Raw genomic sequence first — 21,600 nt, 5'->3', positions numbered from 1 at the left:
CCTCCTAAAATTTGAGCTATATTTATACATATTGCTAAAAATTATGATGACATGAATTATAAAATCTTCGAAATATCCTTCATACTGTCTAAAATATAATCTGCTTTTCCTTCTAAATCTTCTTTCCTACTCGCACCCGATAAGACGCCCACTATTTTAATGTTACTATTTCTCGCAAATGTAACGTCTGTTAATGTATCACCTACCATAAGCACATTTTCTTCAGTTAGAGAAAATTTTTCTTTAAACATATGATAAAAATCACTTTCCGGTTTTGTTCTATTCACACCATCATCTGCACCTAAAAAATCTACGTAATCATATAACTCAGTCATTTTCAGAGAATGAATCGCTGCATCCACATCGTCTGCCGTAACAACTCCAATAATATATTCATTGTTTTTTAAATATCGTAACGTTTCCTTTGCACCTTCCACTTCTGTAAATACAAGATCATCTGCTGTAGAGTACTTTTTGAATAAAAGACATACATCATGAATGAAACTCTCTTTATCCACATGTTGATTTTCTAACAACGAGTACCATGCAGCCGCAATAAAGTAATTTGTGCGACATGCTAGTAAACTCGTACTCTCAAAATCGTTATCATTCATACCAATAATCGATAAGTAATCATCTCTTTTACTTTTTTCATTTGGATACGTTTGAAATATATCCTCTAACACACGATGCACAATTTTGTACCAAACTGAATCTAACTGTATTAATGTTCCATCTTTATCAAAAATAATTGCTTTATTCACCTTTTATTCCCCCTATAACTTCATTCCATGTTTTCATATTTTTAATCTCAACTTTATTATGAATAGGATTAATAAACGCTACTAACTCGTCCTCTTCCCATCCCTCAACCCTAGCATACGCCCCTTCATTTAATGAAAATTCAAAAGTTACGTTGCTGCCAGATTTTTGTTCAATTATTTGCCCATTTATTATTAGTCTCCACTCACACGGTTTGTCAGTAGAAATGTTGTAAATAATATTTCCTTTAGCCTCATCACCGACATAAATCGTTTCGCCTTCGTTTTGAATATCTATCGCTAGTTTTCTAAATCGAGAGAAATAAATTCGTCCCTTTTTGATTGCAGATTTTAAGTTTTTAATAGATAAACCATTACATAATACATATGTTCCTGGATCACCATAAATCGATGGGTCTTTTGATCCAGGGAATGTTTTAGACGGATGCAAATGAGAATCACTTCCTCCTATTCCCCAGATTTTAAGACCGTTTGACCACATTTGGTCGAAACAACGTAAAGCTTCTAAAGTGGATGATTTACTTTTTTTATAAGTTGGATCACACATAATTTCCATCGTATGAACATTTTCTAAGTTAATATTCACTTGGTTCGCCCAAGGCTTCATAAACGGATGATTCACACTCAATAAATAACCTTTTTCTTTCAAGAAAGAAAATAGTTCATTCATTGTTTCTGCGCTAAACGATTCATCTACATACTTTGTAAAATCAACGTATTCCTTTATCCCAAATATGTTGTAATGACCGTAAGGAGTTGTAAGTTCCATAGATGGTATAATTAATGTGTTTCCTTTTTGATACGATGGCATAACAATATTGTGTTCCGTCGCATATAAAAAATCTAATTTCTGTTTTTCACATACTGTCATTCCAAGTTCATCATCTATCTCGCCATCAGTTAAATCTGTGTGCTCATGAAATTCTCCTTTGTACCAGCGATATTCTTCATTTATTATCTTTTCATAATTGTATTCATCAATAAAAACATTTTCCTTGCAAAAATGCTCCCTATTATACTTTCGTTCCAATTGCTCATTCACTACTATATTTACTGTATAGTCAACTTTTACTCCAGTAAATTTCACTACTTTCTTTGCACAATGAGGGATATATATGACTTCTAATTCCCAATTACCAGACTGTATTTCTCCTCCTATACAACCAGCAGAACAAAATATTGAATCTTTCGAAACGACTAGTTTTTCATTTGCAACTGGCGTTTGATATTGTATACGTACATAACCGTTAGGGTCTCGCAAGATTAATAATAGCGGAATTTTCCGGTTGTCCCCTTGATCAATAGTTAATGTAAAGTTTGTAATATCAGTTTCATCCATTTGGAAACAATGTTTATTTTTTACGAATGGAGAGAGTGTTATCGTACTTGTTATTTCGATCATCGTTCTCACACCTTTTACGTTTTAATAAAGGAATTTTAGAGGCACTTCCTTCGTTCAAAAGCACCTCATGTTGGTGATATTACTTCTTCTTTTTCAGAACTTTATCTAACTCTTCTTGCGCAACTTTAGCTGCTTCATCTAATGCTTTTTTCGCTGGAACTCCTTCAATCTCTACTTTATCTTTCGCTACATTTAAGGCGTCATTAATTTTACCGCCCGTTGGATCTACAAATGGTCCCACTCCATAATTGTTAGCTTGTTCTAATGGAACTAATGCTTGTGGTTGTTTTTTAACGAATTCAGCATATGGACCATACTCTGTTACATTGTTACGAACAGGGATATATCCTGTAGCCTTGGACCATTCAGCCGTTTTCTCCGTACTTGTCGCAAACTTCATAAAGTCATACGCGCCTTTTGCTACTTCTGGATCAATATTTCTCGTTAATGTGAATAAATATGTTTCTAGTTTTGGCGCTGGTTTATTATTACCCCAAGCAGGCTGAGGTAATGCTTCAAATGTGTTAAGGCGTTCTTCTTCCGTCATTCCTTTTCCTAATGTTTTAAAAACAAATCCTTGATCACCAGATGACCCTGTAAATCCTAATGTTCTACCTTCAACTAAATCAATTACAGTTTTATCCCAATATTCCCATCCAGTACCACCTGAATGTATTTTCATAATTTTATCTTCATGTAGCCATGTACGGAATTTCTCCCATACCGAAACCCAAGTGTCATCGTTAATTAATACTTTTTTACCATCTTCGCTTAATACGTTTCCACCGGCACTGCGAACCGCATCAATTAAATTGGAAGTTCCCCACATTGGCATCCAGCCCGCATATGTCACATTTCCATTTTCACCACGTTTTGCGACTGTTTTTGCTACCTTTTCTACACCTTCCCACGTCTTTAAATCATCTTTTGTAAAGCCATTCTCCGCTAATGTTTTTTTATTGTAATAAAGAATTTGCGTTGTACCGTAGAATGGAATTCCATACAACTTCTCGTCAATTGTTGCTTGCTCCATAAACCCTTTTCCATAATCTTCTTTTTTGAAATTAGTATCATTTTTAACATATTCATCTATAGGTACGATTAACTGTTTTTTAGCATATTCTTGAATGACATCAGAACCTAGTAATGCAATTGCTTCTTGGTTATTCGCTGCAAATCCACTTTGTAACTTTTGATATGACTCATCGTAGCTACCCGCTTTTGTCGTTTTCACTACATATTTGTCCTGACTTTTATTGTATTCTTCCACAATCTTATCTACACGATCCGCAAGAGAGCCCCCTACTCCATTAATGAATGGAACAACAACCTTCTCCCCTTCTTTACTCGCTTTAACCGTACTCCCTTTTCCACCTGAACAACCCGCAAGTGCACTAACAAACAATGTTATAACTGTTAGAAGCATGAATAGTTTTTTCATCCCATAAATCTCCTTTACTATTTAATTACCCCTTTATTCCTGAATCAGTAACACCAGATAAGAACCATTTTTGTAGAATCAAAAATACGATTAAGAGCGGCACTGTTGCGATTGTACTTGCAACCATAATGTGTGACCAATCTCGCCCTAAGGAACTATTAATGAAATAATCAGCAATTCCATTCGTAATTAACTTTTGCGTATTATCTTTCAATATAAGAGCTGGCCAGACGTAATTATTATAATTACCAATAAATGTGACCAATCCTAGTGTTACAAATGATGAACGTGTCATTGGAAAAATAATCTTCCAAAGAATACGCCAATCACTTGCTCCATCAATTTTGGCTGCTTCTACTATTTCAAGACCAACTTTGTGGAACGATTGTTTTAAATAGAAAATACCGAATACGCTAACAGCCATAGAAATCATGTATCCAAAATGTGAATCGAGTAGCCCAAATTTCCCTAACATTACATATACAGGAACATACGAAACAGCTCCAGGAATCATATAGGTTGCCATCACGACACTAAATGTAATATTTTTACCTTTAAACTTGTAAAATGCTAACATATAAGCAAACAGTGCAGATGAAACAAGCACATATATAGTAATGATGAAAGATGTATAAAAACTATTAAATAAATATGTGTTAAATGGTAGTATGTCTAATACTTGCCGATAATTTTCCCAGTGAAATTCTTTAGGCCAAAAACCTCCTTGTAATACTTCACTAGATGTTTTAAACGAACCAAGTACCATCCATATGAATGGAAAAACAAATAGTATACTTGATAATGCTAAAAAGAGATGCTTTACGATTAATGGACCTTTTTTCATATTATTCACCTTAATAGTTCACCCACTTATCACCTATTATTTTGTTAATAACAGATAGTAAAATTGTAATGATTAATATGATAAATGCGATTGCTGTTGCAGATCCCATATCAAACTGTTCAAACCCTTGTTGGAAGAATAAATACAGTAACGTACGCGTCGAACCACTAGGCCCACCTTGTGTTAAAATCTTTATTTGATCGTAAGCCTGCACCGAAGAAATTGTATTGACGACAACTAAGAAGAAAGTTGTTGATGAAACCATTGGCAGTGTTACATATCGAAATTTCTGCCATGAATTTGCTCCATCAATACTAGCTGCTTCATATAAACTATCTGGAACTTTTTCTAATGCGCCGATATAGAAGATCATCGTCCAACCAACTAATTTCCAAACTGTCATTATAATGACTGCTAACATCGCTGTTTTACTACTTTGAAGCCAGTCCAAACCTGGTATCCCGAAAAAGTTTAGCACTTTATTAATAACTCCAAATTGAGGTTCATATAAAAGTGACCACACAATGGATACAGCTATTGTTGGCGTTACCCACGGTGAAAAAATCATTAATTGGTACAATGCAGAACCTTTAAATTTTTTTCGGAAGAATAATGCGAAACCTAAGCCCAATGCAATTGTTGGAATGACTGTTCCAATTCCGAAATAAAACGTATTGAGCAATGCTTGCATAAAAGAATCTTGTGTAAATAAATTAAAATAGTTTTCTAAACCAACAAAATTAAAATCATTCGTCATAAAATCCCAATCAGTAAAACTAATACCTAAACTAATGAAATTCGGAATAATCCAAAACAAGATTAGAGGTATTCCAACTGGTAGTAAAAAGAACACAGCTTTTGATAGTTTTATTTGCATTCTTGCCACCTCCTAATTCATATTGTAAGAGTTCATTATTAACACAATGTTGTTTATTTGTTAACTAATTGTAAAAACAACAAATTAACAAAACAAAACAACATATAAACAATAAAAGAAGACTATTTCTCAACTTACTAAGAAATAGTCTTCTTTTAGCTTTTCTATACTGTTATTACTTCAACCCCATTACTTGTTAGCATATTTTGCCACGATTCATCGAGCTTCGCATTCGTATATAACGCATCTATATCATTAAAACTTCCGCTTTTATAAAACTTTGTCAAATTAAACTTTGATTCATCAGCCATCATTACAACTTGTTTTGCATTATTCTTTAGCTGCTTAAATATTTGTGCATCTTCAATATACGAACATGTCAGTTCTTTTTCTAATGAAATACCATCACAAGAAGCAAATAATTTATTAACAGTGAAATGATCCAGATAGTTTAATGTCATTTCTCCAGACAATGCTAAGGAATTCGTATTCAATATTCCCCCTATGACTATTAACCTACAATCAAAGGAATCATACTGGTCTTTCAGCTCAATAATTTTATTTACAGCTGGTATCGAGTTTGTTAAAATTGTCAAATTCTTTTTATCGTGTATGTAATCTAAAATTTGCATTGTGGTTGTCCCAATTTCAATTGCGATAATATCATTATCTTCTACGAGTTTACTCGCTTCCATTGCAATTTTTCGTTTTTCTTCAATATTTTCAGATCGACGTTTATCAAAATGAAATTCTAGTGTTTGATCTTTTTTCTTAATTGCACCACCATGTATTTTCGTAAGCTGCCCTTCCTTGTGCAACATATCTAAATCTCTTCGTATCGTTTCTGTTGTAACATTTAATACCTTTGCTAAATCATTTACCATCACTCGGTTATACTTTTCTAATTCACCTAGTATGTGTTTTCTTCGTTCAAATTGTGTGTACGATTTCATTTCATTAACACCTCGTCAAATTACGTAAAATATTGATTTTCTAAAAACTCTTAATATACAAAAGGCTTAATCTTTACTTTTAACATAACATCATTTACAGAAATAAGGAACGATTATCTTCATGAAATTCCAAAATTAGTTTAACAATAAAAACAAGATTAAAATAAATAAAAATTTATTGTTAAACGATAAATATCATGTTAAATTTAATAGATAATTAATAAATGAGGTGCTTTATATGAAACAAGGATCAACACTCTTTTTAAAGACAGCTATTATCCTTATCGGTATTCCTGTTCTTGCTTTATGTATATTTTTAGTTCCTAACATAGGGAATTATGCAGCGGAATTGTACCCCGATACTGCATATATAAAATATCTTGTTTTACTTAATCTATATGCAACGGTTGTACCTTTTTATTTTGCTCTGTACCAAGCTTTTAAACTTGTAAGCTACATTGACAAGGGTAACGCCTTCTCGAAATTATCTGTTAGAGCTTTAAAGAAGATAAAACAATGTGCAGTAACAATTAGTATACTATATGTAGTAGGCATGCCACTCTTCTACCTTGTGGCGGAGAGAGATGACGCACCTGGTATTATTATACTTGGCATGCTTCTAATCTTTGCTTCAATGGTTATCGCAGTCTTTGCTGCCGTTCTCCAAAGACTTTTAAAAAATGCGATAGATATAAAATCAGAAAATGATTTAACGGTCTGAGGTGAATAATATGGCAATAATAATTAATATTGATGTAATGCTAGCTAAAAGGAAAATGAGTGTAACGGAGCTTTCAGAGAAGGTTGGAATTACAATGGCTAACCTCTCTATATTAAAAAATGGAAAAGCAAAAGCAATTAGAATTTCAACTTTAGATGCTATTTGTAAGGCATTAGAATGCCAACCTGGGGATATTTTAGAATATCAATCTGAAGAAAGCGAATAAAAAGAGTCCTTCTTGTATGAAGGACTCTTTTTATTCAGTATTACGGCGCAAAACTAACTTGACCAGTCAAAATTAAAATAATCGCGATCATCCAAAATATAAAGAATGATGAGGACAGTATTAATGAAATAATAGCAATCCCCTTCTTCTCTGTTTTTTTCGTCATTGTGATTATTGAAAGCATAATACCTACACCTGTCAGAGCAATCGTTATATAATCTCCAACTATATTTCCCGCATTCGCTATCCTCGTCGGAGTTATAAAAACGAATAAAAAACACATAATTCCGATGAGCAAAGATACATAGCTTATTATGCTGTACTTCTTTTTGAGAACTATTTCTGTTTTCATAATTACCCACCCCTTCTATATAGCTATGAGTTCATATTAGCACGAATAACCATAATTTGGTTAATGCATAAAAAACAGATACAGCGGGAACTTCCGCTGTATCTGTTTTTTATTTAATATATAAATCTGCTATTTCTTCTTTATCATTATAAGTAATGATAAAGGTCCGTTGTTCTTTACTATATTTCGCTACAAGAACAACAGTATATAAACCAGCTTTTTCTTCTGATAATCACGTTTTCATTTTACTATCAAATTTATCATGTGCACTTCTTTATACTTTGCTTCATTTGCTGCGCTTGTAAAAGTAGAAGTTTTATTCAAGCCATTTATAAAGAAAACTCCCTATTTCTATCAATAACTACCTTAAAAAACTCAGAGTAATGCGATAAAGAATAGTCCGCTACATCACATTTATCTTGAAACATACATGTTGTAATACCTAATTCCTTCGCAGGCAATAGATCTAACTCCCTATCTCCAATTGCTAGATCAATATTGTGCTTTTTATGTAAATGATCATAAGCTAAAGAGTTCGGTTTTCGAGGGAAACCATCGTCAATTGTAACCATATCGATGAAGTATTTGTCCCATCCGTAATACTTTAAGATTTCCATAACTCCTGCCCTATGTTTATGTGTCATAATCACGTTTTTATGCGCAAATTTCAAAATCTCTTCGACACCTTCAAATGGTTTCATATCTTTTGGAGTAAACTGTTTCTTCAAAACTTTAATCTGTTCTTCCTGTTCATTTGAAATGTTGTAATATTGAATTGCGTGGGAATATGATATTTTTAAGTTTTTGTATATTTCTCGTTTATCTACTGCATCACCTAATATTTCAGAAAGCATCATTGTATATGCAGGATACGTATTAAATAACGTCCCATCAAAATCCCATAATATATCCATTTTATCCACCTTCTATTTTGTACTTACTTACATTGTTACATATTGCGTATTACGAAATCCGCCCTCTCCCTCGGCAATTCCTCTTCCAAATAATACTCCTCAGCTTTCCAATACCTACTTTGAAACTTTGGCAGGTTCTTCTGCGTTTCCTCACTCTCGCGAAGAAACCGTGTCTCACTTGAACAATCCAAATACACCATATAATGAAAGAAATTTCTCCATTCTTTTCGCTGCAGAAAAACTCCTTCAACAATTATTACACCTACTAAAGGAAGCTGTATTTCTTTCATTTCACATGTGTCTGTTTCATCATGATAGTATGGCAACTCTAATTGCATGTCACTTTGTAACTTCTGAAATAAGTTTTGCTGCAACCACTCTATATCCCATTGAAGGTTGTAGTACTCATACCATTCTGCAAATCCAGTATTATATCGCTTGTTACGCTCGGTAATATGATCATCAATATGGAATATATGAAACGGGATTCCACTTTTCTTCATATCTTCTTCCAACTCTTTAACCAAAGTTGTTTTACCTGAACGACTTAGACCATCTACACCTAATATAAATCTCTCATCTTTATGTTCCTTAATAACTTTCATTATTTCACTTGTGCTCATTACTTTTCCCAGCCTTCTTTTAATAATGAATAAACGACTGTGTCATGAGCAACATCATTTTGAATCATATATTTCCGAAGTAATCCTTCTTCCTGAAACCCTGCTTTTTTTAATAAATTACGGGAAGCTTCATTTTCTATATATACAACAGCGGCAATTCTTATAAAGTGCAAATTTTCAAATCCGTAAGCTAGCATTGCTTGCAGTGCTTCGGTTGCGTATCCTTGTCCCCAATATGTATCATCTAGCTCATAACCAATTTCAGCTCGTTTATGATGATTGTTAATTAAATGAAATCCACACGTACCGATTAATTGATCCGTACCTTTCTTCTCTATCCCCCAGCGAAATACACTTCCCTCTTCATTACGCTTTCTAAACGTTTGAATAGTCGTTTTCGCTTGTTCAATATTTTCGAAAGAATCCATCCCAAAATAACGAATAACGGATTCTTTTGAAAAATAATGGAACATTGCATCTGAATCTAACAGTGTAAGTTCTCTTAATAGTAAACGTTCTGTTTCTAATTTCGGAAACCCCATCCTCTTTATCTCCTTCTATTCTAATGAACTACAAATTTCAATATAATTACCGTCTGGATCAGCAATGTAAGCAATTGTTTGTCCCCACGGTTTTACGATTGGCTCAACTAGAACTTTAACCTCTTGTCCTTTTAAATTCTCAATCGTTTCCTTTACATCCTCTACAACAAACCCTAATTCAAAATGAGAAGACTGTAATACCCCTTCAGTAAGTGGTAATCCAGTTAACTCCTTTACATCCTCTCGCGTATTCATTGCTAAAATTGTAGATCCTGTTTCAAATTCGATATATGTACCGTGTTCAGCTCTTATTGGTAATTTTAAAATTTCTTTATAAAACTGAAGACATTGTTCAAACTTTTCTACATATAAAATAATGTATTTCATTTTTAAGTTCATCATTATTCCCCCCTTTACCTTCACCTCTAAAAATTCGACAAATGTTTTTAAAAACCTTGTACCTTATAGAGCCGAGCACAAAAAAATGAGGCCGATTTCTCGGCCCCCAGCTTATTGGCATAAAACAGGAGATTTGGTTTGGACATAACCAGTTCTTACATATTATTATATTTTATTTTTTCTGAATTTTAAATATAATATATACCTATTTATGTTGAGAAAGTTTTGTTACATGACCATAAAACTATGTGCATAAATTCATATCATTTAAGAAATGCTACAAATGGAGGTGTATACATATGGAACCAATGTTATGTCCAAGCTGTAAAACGAACCGCACTCGCTTTAATATTCTTGAGCAACAAGTAAAACCAGTAAAATTAAATCCGCAAACTGGTCAAGTAGAAGAAGAATACACAAATGAAACGATGAACGCTTTTCATATGGCTTATCAAGGACCAACTTACCGCGTCCAATGTGCCGTATGCGGGCTTGTTGAAAATCCAGAACAATTTATTAAACCTGCGCAAAATCAGTCTTTCTCTTAAACATCTTTATTACCCCCTACCAATTTTCTATAGGGGGTTTTTTCTGTTTTACATAAGTAAGATGCACAATTGCTGTTTAATCAAAGGTTCCTAATTTATCTACATGGCTACTATTCGTACACCGTCATATATATTTCTGTTCTACACAAAAATAGCGGCCCAATAAAATCAAAGAACAGCTAAACCTTGCGACCCAAAGTAAGGAAAATTTGATGAAGCAACAACCTGCAACCTTACTAGACTACCATCACTTTGAATATTAAATGCTGACACTGTCCCCTGATTTCCATTAAGTGTGTAAAAATACCTTCCATCCTTACTTACTCCAACATCCATCGGCAGACCTGGTGCTGTACCCGGCGGAGTACTAGTAATATGCCTTACTACTGACAGTGCTCCATTCGGGGCGATTTGGTAGGTAGATATGGTGCCACTTAAAGTGTTCGTAGTGTAGGCAAAACGTTCATCTTTCGTTGTTATAACCCAACAAGCAGTTTTATATCCGTTTTGTACAGAGCCGCTGATTACATGAAGAGTACCGTCATTGCTCAATGAATAAGATGACAACGCATTTGAAACTGCTTCTGTAACTAAGAGAATTCCGGACGATAGAAAGTAAGCACCCAATGGGCCTTTACCGTAAGAATCATTAACAATTGGTCCTGTAACCGTACCATTTTTATTTACATGGAAGACACTGAGATGATTTGATGTAAGCTCAGAAACAACGATTTTACTACCATCCGGGGTGAAGAGAACTTGTGCTGGCTGAGCATTAAAGGTACTGAGAGCATGAGTGGATCCTGGAATAGGTGTAAGGTTTCCCTTATCATCTATGTGAAATCCAGTAATATTTGATGCAAAATTGTTTGCAGCATTACCTACATTGGAGACATAAAGAAGATTATCATACACACCAATGCTATTGGGCTGAGCACCTCCTGATGGCTTTACATCCACGAAAATCGGCACCCCGTTATCTGCTATGATAAAACTACTGATACTATGACTGCCTGCGTTAACTGCAAATAGGAAACGACCATCACGGGACAAAGTCAGAGAACCTTGTGATGCTAGAGGATCTATACCATCGTTTGCCGTTTCTGTAGAAACTTCCTTTATACCAGTACCTCTTCCGTAAGTTCGGTAAGAACCCAGAAAGGTAAGCATTCCATTCGTATCCATATGAAAAGCAACAATGTGATTCATTACTTCATTATTAGTCATCATGTATACCACACTCGCACGAGCACGAAAATAATTGTTCATTCTCTGCATTTTATGACTCTCCTCCCTTCATAATTTTATATGGTTCTTTTTCCATTTACATTCGCAAGAAAATGTAAATTGGTTTAGAAATATCTCTTACTCATCTCGTAGTTTCTTTAAATGAAAACCTGATTCACTTCCCTATTTTATTTTCAACCCCACACTCTTTTGGTAATATTTACATAAGAGAGGTGAAATAAATGATTTTAAATAAAAAGTTAATGATTCCATCTACATTTCTACTACTAACTTGTCACATAGGCATTTTTTACTTTTGGATTTTCGACTGGAAGAAGATAACAACTCCTTACGGTCTAGCTATATGGATTGTTTCTACTGTTTGCGGCTTTTTACTTTATTACCACTTTAAACATCAAAAATCTAATAAAATAGTATTAATCAGTAGTTCATTATTATTAATCGTTTCTTCATCATTTATGATTTTTTTAGGTATTATTACTAGTATTATCTTTGTAACTGTTAGTTCTATGCCTTAAATGTATAGTCTTTTATTATGTAAAAAAGAGTGAACAAAATAGAATTACATAAAAATTAAAGAAGATGATTCCGGTAATCATCTTCTTTTAAAATCCAATCTTTATTATAATATTTCGCTTTTCAATTTCTTAATTTTCCATAAGAGCCTCATAAAGAAATAAGCATACATACAACCTACAAGCCCTGTCATAACTTTCGCCCAAATTGGCACTCTTGATTCTGTTGAATTTAAAAATACGCTATACATTGAGGGTAATATAGTTATTGAAATCAATGCGAAAAATTGTAATAACTCCTTCATTTTTTGCACCTTCGTGTCCTTCTCTGAATATATGTCAGGTAACTCAATTCCCTCCTCTACTTCCTTACAAAAATAATTCCATCTTGTAAAACTTGTGACACGTTTCCAACCAGACATTTCATATATTTCAAAGTACTCTTGTTGTTTTTCTTTTGAATCCCTGTAAACCAATCTAAAATCCGCTTTATATATTACATCTTTTGGTTCTGTTTTCTTAAACGTATACATCAAATTATACCTTTGTAACGCCCAGCCTTTTTGATGCATTTTCCGTAAAAAAGCTTCTTCTTTTTCTAAACTCCATGCCATGAAAAGTTTGAATACCTTCTTTGTCTCCATCTTCCATTCACTCCCCTAATATACTGTTTCCATTCCTTACAGATCTCTGCAATCTGTTATACTCTAGCTCTAACACTTCTCTACCAAATGGTGTTAACTCGTAGCACTTCTTTCTGTCTGTAGAGGCAACTTCAACAATCAATTTCTCTTTTAGTAACTTCGTCGTATTCCCATATAAAGTACCAGGACCGAGTTTTACTTCCCCATTTGTCATCTCTTCTACCATTTGCATAATTCCGTAACCGTGCATTGGCTTCACAAGTGACAATAATATGTAATATGTTGCCTCAGTTAACGGAATATATTTTTGCGCTTTCGCATTCATTATAACTACCTCCGATACATCGCTTCTTGATATATCGACTAACGATACATCGTATACCGATATTGTATAATCATATTCCAAAATATGCAAGAGTAATTTAATAATTAAATATCCATTTCTTCGAATTAAAAAATCATATCAATTTTCTGAATAATTCGTTAAAATATAGTAATATCCGCTTTTATTTTGAAAGGAATGATACATATGATAAATAAATTGAAAGAAAACATAGGATCTGTTTTTATCGGTAAAGAAAATGTTATAGATCTATTACTCGTTTCATTGCTTGCTGACGGACATGTGCTTCTGGAAGATGTGCCTGGCACCGGAAAAACATTACTTGCAAAAACAATTTCTAAAAGCATTGGTGGTAATTTTTCTCGCGTTCAATTTACCCCTGATGTACTTCCGAGTGATGTAACAGGTATTGAATATTTCAATCCGAAAACAAGTGAATTCGAATTACGACTTGGACCAGTTATGACAAATATACTACTTGCAGATGAAATTAACCGCGCGATGCCGAGAACACAATCTAGTTTGTTAGAAGCGATGGAAGAACGACAAGTAACGCTCGAAAAGCAGTCTACTCCTCTTCCGAAACCGTTCTTTGTTATTGCGACGCAAAACCCAATTGAATCACAAGGAACTTTCCCTCTTCCAGATGCACAGCTTGATCGCTTTTTAATGACGATTTCAATTGGTTATCCGTCTCCTGAAGATGAGCTAAAAATGATGCGTCGTTTTCGTAACAATGCACCACTAGAAAACGTCACATCTGTTATTACTTTAGATGCTATTTTAGAAACACAGAAACGAGTAAAAGAAATTTTCGTATCAGAACCGTTAGAACACTACATTATTAAACTTGCTCACGCTACAAGAAATCATGATTACATCGCTAACGGTGTAAGTCCACGTGCCACACTTGCTTTAGTGCGTGCAGTTCAAGCACTAGCCTTTTTACGCGGGAGAGAATATTGTACGCCTGAAGATATACAATTTTTAGTTCCTTCTGTTTGGAATCACCGTATCGTCTTGTCAATGGAAGGAGCTTTACGTACGACAAAAAATGAAATCATGCAAAGGATTTTAAAAGAAGTTGACGTACCTGTGGAGATTGAACAAGCATGAATGGACAGCGCGTTGTAACTGTACCTTTATTTTTCCAACTTCATATTATTCAATTAACTGTTCCAGTCGCGTTGCTTTTCACATTCTTTTTCCCGCAACGAATGCTTATGTTTCTCTTTTTCTTTTATTATTTATTTGCTATTTTCATTTATAAATATGTCACTTTTATAGAGAAAAAGTTTCAAGTAATAAACGAGAAACAAATAACGCGGCTATTTCCTGATGAATCTGGACAGTTTTTTATTCATTTAAAAAATGGGGCAAGCATACCACTCGTAAACGGTGTTTGTTATTTTCATTTAAATTCATCTCTTATACCGCATAAGGATCAAGGGATTGAACGAATATCGAAAACGTTATTTTCTTTCCCATTTTCACAACCTGCTCATTCAGCACAAAAATGGGATTTAACATTAACCGCAACGAAGCGTGGTGTCTTTCAAATTGAACAGTTCGAATGTGTTTTAAAAGATCCTTTTCATCTTTTAACTGTACATTTACCTGTTTTCGATAAGTTAAAAACTGAAATTATTGTATACCCTACTCCTAAAGAAGTAGCCGGTTTACAAGAACTTCAGCAACTATTAACAGGTTCGTATCGAACGAATTTCTCTTTTTACAATGATGAAACATCTATTATCGGTGTAAAGCGCTACGAGCGTGAATCATTCCGCTCTATTCATTGGAAAGCATCCGCCAAAATGCAGGCGTTACAAGCGAAGCAATATGAACCTGTAAAGAATTATAGTTGGACGATTTGTCTTTCTTTAGCTGCTAATCGTGGATTCGGTTGGAAAGAGAATGTAGAAGACCTTATTTCATTTACAACATACATTTGTCAATTCGCAACGAAGCATCAAATACCGTTTGAATTATTTATTAGTGTATTAGCAGAAACTGGTGCATTGCATTTACCATTAAACGAAGGACAAACACATTACGCAAAGACGTTAGAGGAATTAGCACGTATTTCAGATGATAGTACGTTACTTCCGAAACAAGGATTCCTTCATTATGTCACGAGAAAAAGAGAGCGATCATCTACATTGATTTACATTGGTCTGCAGAAGAATGAGCTTCCTCTTCTATCTCAGCCTACGTTTCTCATTAATAATGAAGGGATGGTGGAAAAGCTTGAAAACTTGGCTATATCACATTCATGATTTCATTCTGCTCCTCCTGCTTTCATTATTAACAGAAAGAGATGAACTAATTGGCATTGCAATATTTTTAACAACAGGCTATGTAGGAGTATTTCTTATTCATAAATTAATGAAGAAAAAAATAACAGGATTTGTAATACTTTTAGTTCTTCAAATAGTTCTTTTCTCTTTATTTTTACCTTTCTCTCTTTTTGGCACAATCATATTACCACTATTTTTCTTTATCATACATGCGGTCGGACCTGGATATCCAGTTCAAAAATCTCTAGGTGGTATTGTATGGTTTGTCGTTTCAGCTATATTTTATGCACCCTTTCCACCGTTATGGAAATTATTAATATTAGCCTTACATCTTATGATTACATTTTGGCTAACCGGGGCAAATCGTAAACAACAACTATTACGTTTTGCCTCAATCATTACGATTGGTGTAATGAGTATGTTAATTGTTCAAGTGTTCCCTTTTATTCGACTTATGTTTGGTTTTATGACGGAAGTTATCGCATTAGGAGTCGGCTATGCTTTAATGCCATTAATTAAAGCAGCTGAATTAAAAGACACTGAAGATGTTTGGGCAAATAAAGGACATCTCTTAAAACCACGAATTGAAGACGGGAAAAAACTTCCTGACTTTGACCCAATACTTATTAATAGCATTACAGTATTAGTCTGTACAGCCATCGCTATTTATGTCGTTTGGAAAATAGTAAAAAAACGAAAACATTTAAGTTTACCAAATATGCCTGTCTTTGAATCTACAATCATTACTGATAAAGAAGGAATTAGTCAAAAACGAACGAAGCGAAATAAACCACCACATAACGAAATTCGAAGAGAAATTTTCAAACTGGAGAGTAAGTTAGCCCCTCCTTTAAACCGTGAACGAGGAGAAACAATTGAAGCTTGGCTAGAGAGAATTAATGAAGAAGAAGGTTTAAATATTCAGAGGCATATAATTATAGATGCGTATAATGCAGTACGTTATTCAAATCGTGAAGATACTATACTTCTGCAAGAATTTAAGGAAGAAATTAATAAGCTTTATGCGTATCAGAAAGGTTTGAAAAAGAAGAAAAAATGAATCAATTTAAGATATGACACACACAAAAAGACTCCTATTAAACTAGGAGTCTTTTTGTGTAAAAGTCCACGTTGCTTTTCACAATTTATGCTTTTTTTCCTGCTTCAATTGCTAAAGATTCTTCATGCCACCAAAGTGTTTCTTCAGGGTCTTCTTTAGCGATTAAATGTGCTTCTTTCTTCGATTCTACGGTAGGATAAGATCCTTTTAGTGCACGTCCTGATGTTGTAACAAACAGTACACTAAATACAACTAATCCAATTACACTTACAACAGTTAAATAAAATGCTGGTGCGAGCGGGTTACCAGTAGCGTGAACTAAATATGAACATACGAGCGGTGTTGTCCCGCCAAATATAGATACAGAAATATTAAAGGAGATAGATAGTGCACGATAACGTACATCGGTGAAAAAGAGTGCTGGTAATAACGAAGGCAATGTTCCTTCATAAACACTAAGGAAGAAACCTAAGACGAAAATACCCGCAAACATAGCTACAATATGTCCGTTACCTATTAGTAAAAATGCCGGAATTGCAAATACAGTTAAACCAAGTAAACCAATTTGCACTACGCGTTTATTACCTACTTTATCACTTAATTTACCGAAATAAAGTGCCAGTGGAATCATAAGTGCCATCGTAATTGAAATAATTAATAAGCCAGTTGTTTCTTTGACTTTTAGTACTTGTGTTAAGTAAGAAGGAATATACGAAAGGATCATATAGTTTGTAATGTTAAAGAAGGCAACAATTACTGTGCTTAATACGAAGTCTTTTTTATGATATTTTAATATATCAATAAATGAAAATTGTTCATTGTCTTCAGATTCCTCTTGTGCTTTTTCCATCTCTTCAAAAATTGGAGATTCATCTAAATGACGTCGTAAATATAAACCGACCAAACCAATTGGTGCAGCAATTAAGAAAGGAATACGCCATCCCCAGCTGAGCATTTGCTCATCTGTTAACAATAACGTCAAAATGGTAACAATTACCGAAGCAGCAATGTAACCTGAGAGTGTCCCGATTTCAAGACCACTACCGAGTATACCACGCTTTTTATCTGGAGAAGATTCTGCGATATAAACCATTGCTCCTGAATATTCGCCGCCTGTAGAGAAGCCTTGAATCATTCGCGCAATTAAAAGTAGTATTGGTGCCCATACACCAATTTGTTCATAGGTTGGTAGTAATGCGATGAATAATGTAGAAAGTGCCATTAAAATAATAGTTGTACTTAAAACAATCTTTCGGCCATACTTATCTCCTATTCTACCAAAGAAAATACCTCCGATTGGTCGAACGAGAAAGGCCGCCGCAAATGTACCAAATGTTAGTACAAGTTGCAAACCACTATTATTCACACCTGAGAAGAATAATTGACTTAAAATTACTGCTAAATACGCGTATAATCCGAAGTCAAACCACTCCATTGCATTCCCAATGCCAGTAGCAATAACTGCTTTCCTCGCTTGTTTAGGATTGACAATATTAACGTCTTGAGGTTCAAAATTTAAATCATTATTTTGTTGCATATAGTAAAACAGCCCCTTATTTAATTTAACTTCTTTAAGCACACCTTCTCTTACTAGAATAAATTCAATACGAAGCACTTAAGGAAAAGCAACGTCTCCTTATCTGTTATTATTGTTTCACATAATTAATTATTTGTCCAATGAGATGCTCCCTAGGTTAAGTAATTTAGTATTTTAAAAAGCTGAAGAAGGCGCTATACGAGTACCTTTTTCAGCTTTTTATTTTAATACGTAAATTTATTTTTTCCACCCCTATTTTCTTCCTATTTGAATTAAAAATAAGGTACTTTTTCATAAAGCTTTTTAAACACTTGCTATAGCTGATAAGCTATGAATACAGGAGATAAACTCATAAATAAATGCATCAATCTCTTCTTTTGTAATTATATATGGAGGAAGTAAACGGATGATGTTCCCTTGTGTAACATCAACTAACATCCCTTTCTCCATTAGCTCTACCTGTAATTTCTTTACATTTGTATTCGTATCATTCAAACTAATTCCAAACATCATACCAGCATGACGTACTTCCTGAATATAATAAGAATTTTCATTCTGAATTTCTCGCAATTTATCATTTAAATATAGTGACATTTCATAAGCTTCTTGCATTAAAGCATCGTCAATCAATGTATTTAAAACCGTTAACCCTAAAGCTGTTCCCATTGAAGAATGAGCAAACGTTGTGCCGTGATCTCCTGGTGTAAATACATCACATAATTTTTCACCTACAATAATTCCACCTAGCGGTATCCCGCCTCCTGCTCCTTTGCCAATTTGAATAATATCGGGTGTAATATTGAAATTTTGATAAGCGAATAGTTTTCCTGTTCTCCCCATACCACTTTGTACTTCATCAACAATAAGTAGTACATTATATTTCTCACATAAGTTTTGAACACCATGTAAATATTCACGCGATAAAGGATATATACCGCCGCTTCCTAAAACAGGCTCTAACATAATCGCAATTGGATTTTCATGAATTATTGTTTCTTCTAATTGCTCTATATTCTCACGCTCTACTTCATATACCGGAATCGATGTTTTAGGGAAATTTTGATATACACTTTCTTGTCTCGTAAAATGAAGTGCTCCTAACGTACGTCCGTGGAAACTATTCTTCAGCACTACGATTCCTTCACGTTCCTCATGCGTATTAGCTCTATACTTATCAATTAATTTCAACGTTGTTTCTGTCGCTTCCGTACCTGAGTTCGTAAAAAAGACCTTTCCGTTTTTTAAAGAGCAATCAACTAATTTCTTTGCATACTCAATCGCAACTGGGTTTAAAAAATGAAACGGTAGATGCAATGACTTCGTAACTTGCTCCATTGTCGTTTGCACAATTTTAGGATGATTGTATCCTAATACATTTACTCCTACACCAGAAAATAAATCTAAATACTCTTTACCATCTACATCATAAAGTTTACTTCCTTCTCCTCTTTCTATCGCAACCCCCGTACGACAATACGTAGGCATCATATATTCTTTATCTAATTGAGACCAATCCGACATAATAAATTCCTCCTGGCTATTTTCCCGTTTTTCATGTTCATTATCTATAAATTCATTTACAAATTAATTTTTAAGATTGATATTTTAATAGTGGTTTTCTTCCACCTCTTAAATAAAACGTGTTATTTCTCTTCCCGATATTCATTTTTCCATAATTTCTTCTATTTCAACAGGTCCACTGCATACGCGTTTTTTTCATCTAGCGGTCTGTTCCTATTTTGAACTTTGCATGTCATACATAATCAAGGTTAAAAAATCATATTTAGTAACAATGGACAAAAAAAATTTGGAGGCTATATTGATGGATGAAAACTATGATAAACAGAGGCAATCTTTACTAGGGAAAGACTTTAATGAACATGGAGAACGTAATGAAAAAGCTATAATTCACTCTCAAACAGTTGGTTCACGTGGACCTGTTTTAAAGCAAGATAGTGTGCTTCACGAGGCGTTACAAGAATTTATTCATGAAAAAATTTTAGAAAGACCTGTTCATGTAAAAGGTTACGGTGCATTCGGCTATTTCCAAACGATATATCCGATGTCAGAACATACTAAACTAAGTTTTTTACAAAATTCTAATGCGAAAGTTCCTGTTATGGTACGATTTTCATTTGCAGTTAGTACGAAAGGAACACCTGATACTTCTAGAAATGTACGCGGTTTTGCTACAAAATTTTATACAAATGATGGAGTTTTTGACCTTTTATGTAATCACATTCCTGTCTTTTCTGTTCGTGATCCGATGCGTTTCCCTGAAACAATTAAAGCGCTCTTACCTTCACCTAAAAATAACTTAATAGACCCTGATAGTTTTTGGAGTTTTGTCGCTACAGCACCAGAATCAATTCATTTTGTTGTCCGCTTATACTCTGATACTGGTACTGCAAAAAGCCTTCGCCACATCCCAGGACATAGTGTAAATACATATGTTTGGAGAAACGCTGAAGGTAATCGAAAGTATATAAAGTATCATTGGTATCCATTTGAAGGTGTACAATTCATTACTAGTGAGGAAGCAACTAAACTAGCTGCGGAAAACCCTGATTATAGCGGGAAAGATTTATACGATGCAATTGAGGCTGGTAAACCAGTGGAATATGGTCTATATGTCCAGCTCATGGATCCAAAAGATGAAGCTCATCTTTCTTATGATCCTTTAGATGATACAAAAGTATGGGACGAAAAGGCGTATCCTCTTATACCAGTCGGTAAAATGGTATTAAATAAAAATCCTGAAAATTATATGGAACAAGTCGAAAAAGTGTCCTTCTCTCCTTCTAATTTACTGGATGGAGCAGAACTATCTGATGATAAAATGCTACAGGGCCGTGCTAATATTTATAGCGATTCTCAAAGACGAAGAATTGGACCAGAATTTCGTAAATTACAGGTTAACCAGCAGCAAGATTGGACACCTGCTAATCAAATTACAAGCGGTGATGGAAGATACGTTGAAGGAAAACTTGAAAGAACTTCTATAACTAAGCAAGACGACTTTGGGCAGGCTGGTGATTTTTATGCGAAGTTACAACCGATAGAAAAAGAACATCTTGCTGAAAATTTAGCTAATGATTTGAAAGTCATTTCCAATGATATTAGGAAGATAGTTTTGGGGTATTTCGATCAAGTATCAACTGATTTGAAAACAAGAATTGAGACAAAAATGAAAGAGCATTAAGAAGATTAAAACATGCTTTACGAATGAGAATTCAAATCTATATTAATTATTTTCTTGTCAAAATCCAATTAGGTTATTTAATTTAAAAATATAAAGCCAATACACCCCTGTTCTATAATTAGAACAG

The 21,600-nt window shown here is 34.0% G+C and carries 24 protein-coding genes and 1 pseudogene; 8 read left to right on the top strand and 17 right to left on the bottom strand.

Features of this window, described 5'->3' with window-relative positions:
* Positions 1–56 precede the first annotated feature (56 nt).
* From ACP6L7_RS07345 to ACP6L7_RS07320, 6 genes are all read right to left on the bottom strand, one after another.
* Positions 57–764, bottom strand: coding sequence for an HAD family hydrolase (locus tag ACP6L7_RS07345; protein WP_097830389.1), 708 nt, complete (start codon positions 762–764; stop codon positions 57–59).
* Positions 757–2,184, bottom strand: coding sequence for a CehA/McbA family metallohydrolase (locus tag ACP6L7_RS07340; RefSeq protein ID WP_097830388.1), 1,428 nt, complete (start codon positions 2,182–2,184; stop codon positions 757–759). The genes ACP6L7_RS07345 and ACP6L7_RS07340 overlap by 8 nt, the downstream gene beginning before the upstream one ends.
* Positions 2,185–2,263: 79 nt before the next feature.
* Positions 2,264–3,625 (bottom strand): extracellular solute-binding protein, encoded by a 1,362-nt coding sequence (locus tag ACP6L7_RS07335; protein ID WP_097830387.1) that lies wholly within the window; start codon positions 3,623–3,625, stop codon positions 2,264–2,266.
* A gap of 25 nt (positions 3,626–3,650) precedes the next feature.
* Positions 3,651–4,469: a carbohydrate ABC transporter permease gene (locus ACP6L7_RS07330; RefSeq protein ID WP_097830386.1), complete on the bottom strand. Its 819-nt coding sequence runs from the start codon at positions 4,467–4,469 to the stop codon at positions 3,651–3,653.
* A gap of 10 nt (positions 4,470–4,479) precedes the next feature.
* On the bottom strand, positions 4,480–5,346 hold the full coding sequence (locus ACP6L7_RS07325; RefSeq protein WP_001165981.1) for a carbohydrate ABC transporter permease: 867 nt from the start codon (positions 5,344–5,346) through the stop codon (positions 4,480–4,482).
* A 164-nt stretch (positions 5,347–5,510) separates the two neighbouring features.
* The gene (locus tag ACP6L7_RS07320; RefSeq protein WP_097830385.1) at positions 5,511–6,299 is read right to left on the bottom strand and encodes a DeoR/GlpR family DNA-binding transcription regulator; all 789 of its coding nucleotides are present in this window, start codon (positions 6,297–6,299) and stop codon (positions 5,511–5,513) included.
* 238 nt (positions 6,300–6,537) lie between these two features.
* Between ACP6L7_RS07320 and ACP6L7_RS07315 the strand changes: the two genes are divergently transcribed.
* Both ACP6L7_RS07315 and ACP6L7_RS07310 read left to right on the top strand, forming a co-directional pair.
* Positions 6,538–7,020: a DUF2975 domain-containing protein gene (locus tag ACP6L7_RS07315; protein WP_097830384.1), complete on the top strand. Its 483-nt coding sequence runs from the start codon at positions 6,538–6,540 to the stop codon at positions 7,018–7,020.
* Between the two features lie 10 nt (positions 7,021–7,030).
* Entirely contained in the window at positions 7,031–7,246 is a 216-nt protein-coding gene (locus ACP6L7_RS07310; protein ID WP_071772908.1) for a helix-turn-helix domain-containing protein, read from the top strand.
* Positions 7,247–7,286: 40 nt separating this feature from the next.
* Here ACP6L7_RS07310 and ACP6L7_RS07305 read toward each other — a convergent pair whose 3' ends face one another.
* The 6 genes and pseudogenes from ACP6L7_RS07305 to ACP6L7_RS07280 form a co-directional block, all read right to left on the bottom strand.
* Entirely contained in the window at positions 7,287–7,598 is a 312-nt protein-coding gene (locus ACP6L7_RS07305) for a hypothetical protein (RefSeq protein WP_097830383.1), read from the bottom strand.
* A 109-nt stretch (positions 7,599–7,707) separates the two neighbouring features.
* A pseudogene (locus ACP6L7_RS07300) lies at positions 7,708–7,922 on the bottom strand (DUF3887 domain-containing protein); the annotation flags it as partial.
* 5 nt (positions 7,923–7,927) lie between these two features.
* On the bottom strand, positions 7,928–8,512 hold the full coding sequence (locus tag ACP6L7_RS07295) for an HAD-IA family hydrolase (RefSeq protein WP_097830382.1): 585 nt from the start codon (positions 8,510–8,512) through the stop codon (positions 7,928–7,930).
* A 35-nt stretch (positions 8,513–8,547) separates the two neighbouring features.
* Positions 8,548–9,135 carry a kinase gene (locus ACP6L7_RS07290; protein ID WP_097830381.1) on the bottom strand — a complete coding sequence of 196 codons (588 nt, stop codon included), beginning with the start codon at positions 9,133–9,135 and terminating at the stop codon, positions 8,548–8,550.
* Positions 9,135–9,677 carry a GNAT family N-acetyltransferase gene (locus ACP6L7_RS07285; protein WP_097830380.1) on the bottom strand — a complete coding sequence of 181 codons (543 nt, stop codon included), beginning with the start codon at positions 9,675–9,677 and terminating at the stop codon, positions 9,135–9,137. The genes ACP6L7_RS07290 and ACP6L7_RS07285 overlap by 1 nt, the downstream gene beginning before the upstream one ends.
* A 15-nt stretch (positions 9,678–9,692) precedes the next feature.
* Positions 9,693–10,076 (bottom strand): VOC family protein, encoded by a 384-nt coding sequence (locus ACP6L7_RS07280; RefSeq protein ID WP_097830379.1) that lies wholly within the window; start codon positions 10,074–10,076, stop codon positions 9,693–9,695.
* A gap of 299 nt (positions 10,077–10,375) precedes the next feature.
* On the opposite strand from ACP6L7_RS07280, the gene ACP6L7_RS07275 reads away from it, so the two are divergent.
* Positions 10,376–10,624, top strand: a complete 249-nt coding sequence (locus tag ACP6L7_RS07275) for a hypothetical protein (protein ID WP_000433610.1) — start codon at positions 10,376–10,378, stop codon at positions 10,622–10,624.
* Positions 10,625–10,792: 168 nt separating this feature from the next.
* Here ACP6L7_RS07275 and ACP6L7_RS07270 read toward each other — a convergent pair whose 3' ends face one another.
* On the bottom strand, positions 10,793–11,902 hold the full coding sequence (locus tag ACP6L7_RS07270; RefSeq protein ID WP_097830378.1) for a lactonase family protein: 1,110 nt from the start codon (positions 11,900–11,902) through the stop codon (positions 10,793–10,795).
* 191 nt (positions 11,903–12,093) lie between these two features.
* Here ACP6L7_RS07270 and ACP6L7_RS07265 point away from each other — a divergent pair, with 191 nt between their 5' ends.
* Positions 12,094–12,390: a hypothetical protein gene (locus tag ACP6L7_RS07265; RefSeq protein ID WP_002185543.1), complete on the top strand. Its 297-nt coding sequence runs from the start codon at positions 12,094–12,096 to the stop codon at positions 12,388–12,390.
* A 104-nt stretch (positions 12,391–12,494) separates the two neighbouring features.
* On the opposite strand, the gene ACP6L7_RS07260 is transcribed toward ACP6L7_RS07265, so the two are convergent.
* Both ACP6L7_RS07260 and ACP6L7_RS07255 read right to left on the bottom strand, forming a co-directional pair.
* The gene (locus ACP6L7_RS07260; protein WP_097830377.1) at positions 12,495–13,031 is read right to left on the bottom strand and encodes a DUF2812 domain-containing protein; all 537 of its coding nucleotides are present in this window, start codon (positions 13,029–13,031) and stop codon (positions 12,495–12,497) included.
* A 7-nt stretch (positions 13,032–13,038) separates the two neighbouring features.
* On the bottom strand, positions 13,039–13,356 hold the full coding sequence (locus tag ACP6L7_RS07255; RefSeq protein ID WP_000991891.1) for a PadR family transcriptional regulator: 318 nt from the start codon (positions 13,354–13,356) through the stop codon (positions 13,039–13,041).
* Between the two features lie 204 nt (positions 13,357–13,560).
* On the opposite strand from ACP6L7_RS07255, the gene ACP6L7_RS07250 reads away from it, so the two are divergent.
* Genes ACP6L7_RS07250 through ACP6L7_RS07240 form a run of 3 tightly spaced genes read left to right on the top strand, consistent with a single transcriptional unit; the run spans position 13,561 to position 16,734 of the window.
* Positions 13,561–14,490 (top strand): AAA family ATPase, encoded by a 930-nt coding sequence (locus ACP6L7_RS07250; RefSeq protein ID WP_097830376.1) that lies wholly within the window; start codon positions 13,561–13,563, stop codon positions 14,488–14,490.
* A complete protein-coding gene (locus ACP6L7_RS07245; protein WP_097830375.1) occupies positions 14,487–15,653 on the top strand; it encodes a DUF58 domain-containing protein in 1,167 nt (388 codons plus the stop codon). Before ACP6L7_RS07250 ends, ACP6L7_RS07245 begins: the two co-directional genes overlap by 4 nt.
* Complete coding sequence (locus tag ACP6L7_RS07240; RefSeq protein ID WP_097830374.1) at positions 15,625–16,734, top strand: DUF4018 domain-containing protein; 1,110 nt, start codon at positions 15,625–15,627, stop codon at positions 16,732–16,734. The genes ACP6L7_RS07245 and ACP6L7_RS07240 overlap by 29 nt, the downstream gene beginning before the upstream one ends.
* An 85-nt stretch (positions 16,735–16,819) precedes the next feature.
* On the opposite strand, the gene ACP6L7_RS07235 is transcribed toward ACP6L7_RS07240, so the two are convergent.
* Both ACP6L7_RS07235 and ACP6L7_RS07230 read right to left on the bottom strand, forming a co-directional pair.
* Positions 16,820–18,271 (bottom strand): MFS transporter, encoded by a 1,452-nt coding sequence (locus ACP6L7_RS07235; RefSeq protein WP_097830469.1) that lies wholly within the window; start codon positions 18,269–18,271, stop codon positions 16,820–16,822.
* A gap of 303 nt (positions 18,272–18,574) precedes the next feature.
* A complete protein-coding gene (locus ACP6L7_RS07230) occupies positions 18,575–19,792 on the bottom strand; it encodes an aspartate aminotransferase family protein (protein ID WP_430529012.1) in 1,218 nt (405 codons plus the stop codon).
* Positions 19,793–20,093: 301 nt separating this feature from the next.
* Here ACP6L7_RS07230 and ACP6L7_RS07225 point away from each other — a divergent pair, with 301 nt between their 5' ends.
* The gene (locus ACP6L7_RS07225; protein WP_097830372.1) at positions 20,094–21,473 is read left to right on the top strand and encodes a catalase; all 1,380 of its coding nucleotides are present in this window, start codon (positions 20,094–20,096) and stop codon (positions 21,471–21,473) included.
* Positions 21,474–21,600: the final 127 nt, after the last annotated feature.

Source organism: Bacillus silvicola (assembly GCF_050524305.1).
In the GTDB taxonomy this organism is placed as follows: domain Bacteria; phylum Bacillota; class Bacilli; order Bacillales; family Bacillaceae_G; genus Bacillus_A; species Bacillus_A cereus_AT.
Note: the sequence above shows the minus strand (reverse complement) of the source record. Positions and strands in the feature narration are given on the sequence as shown.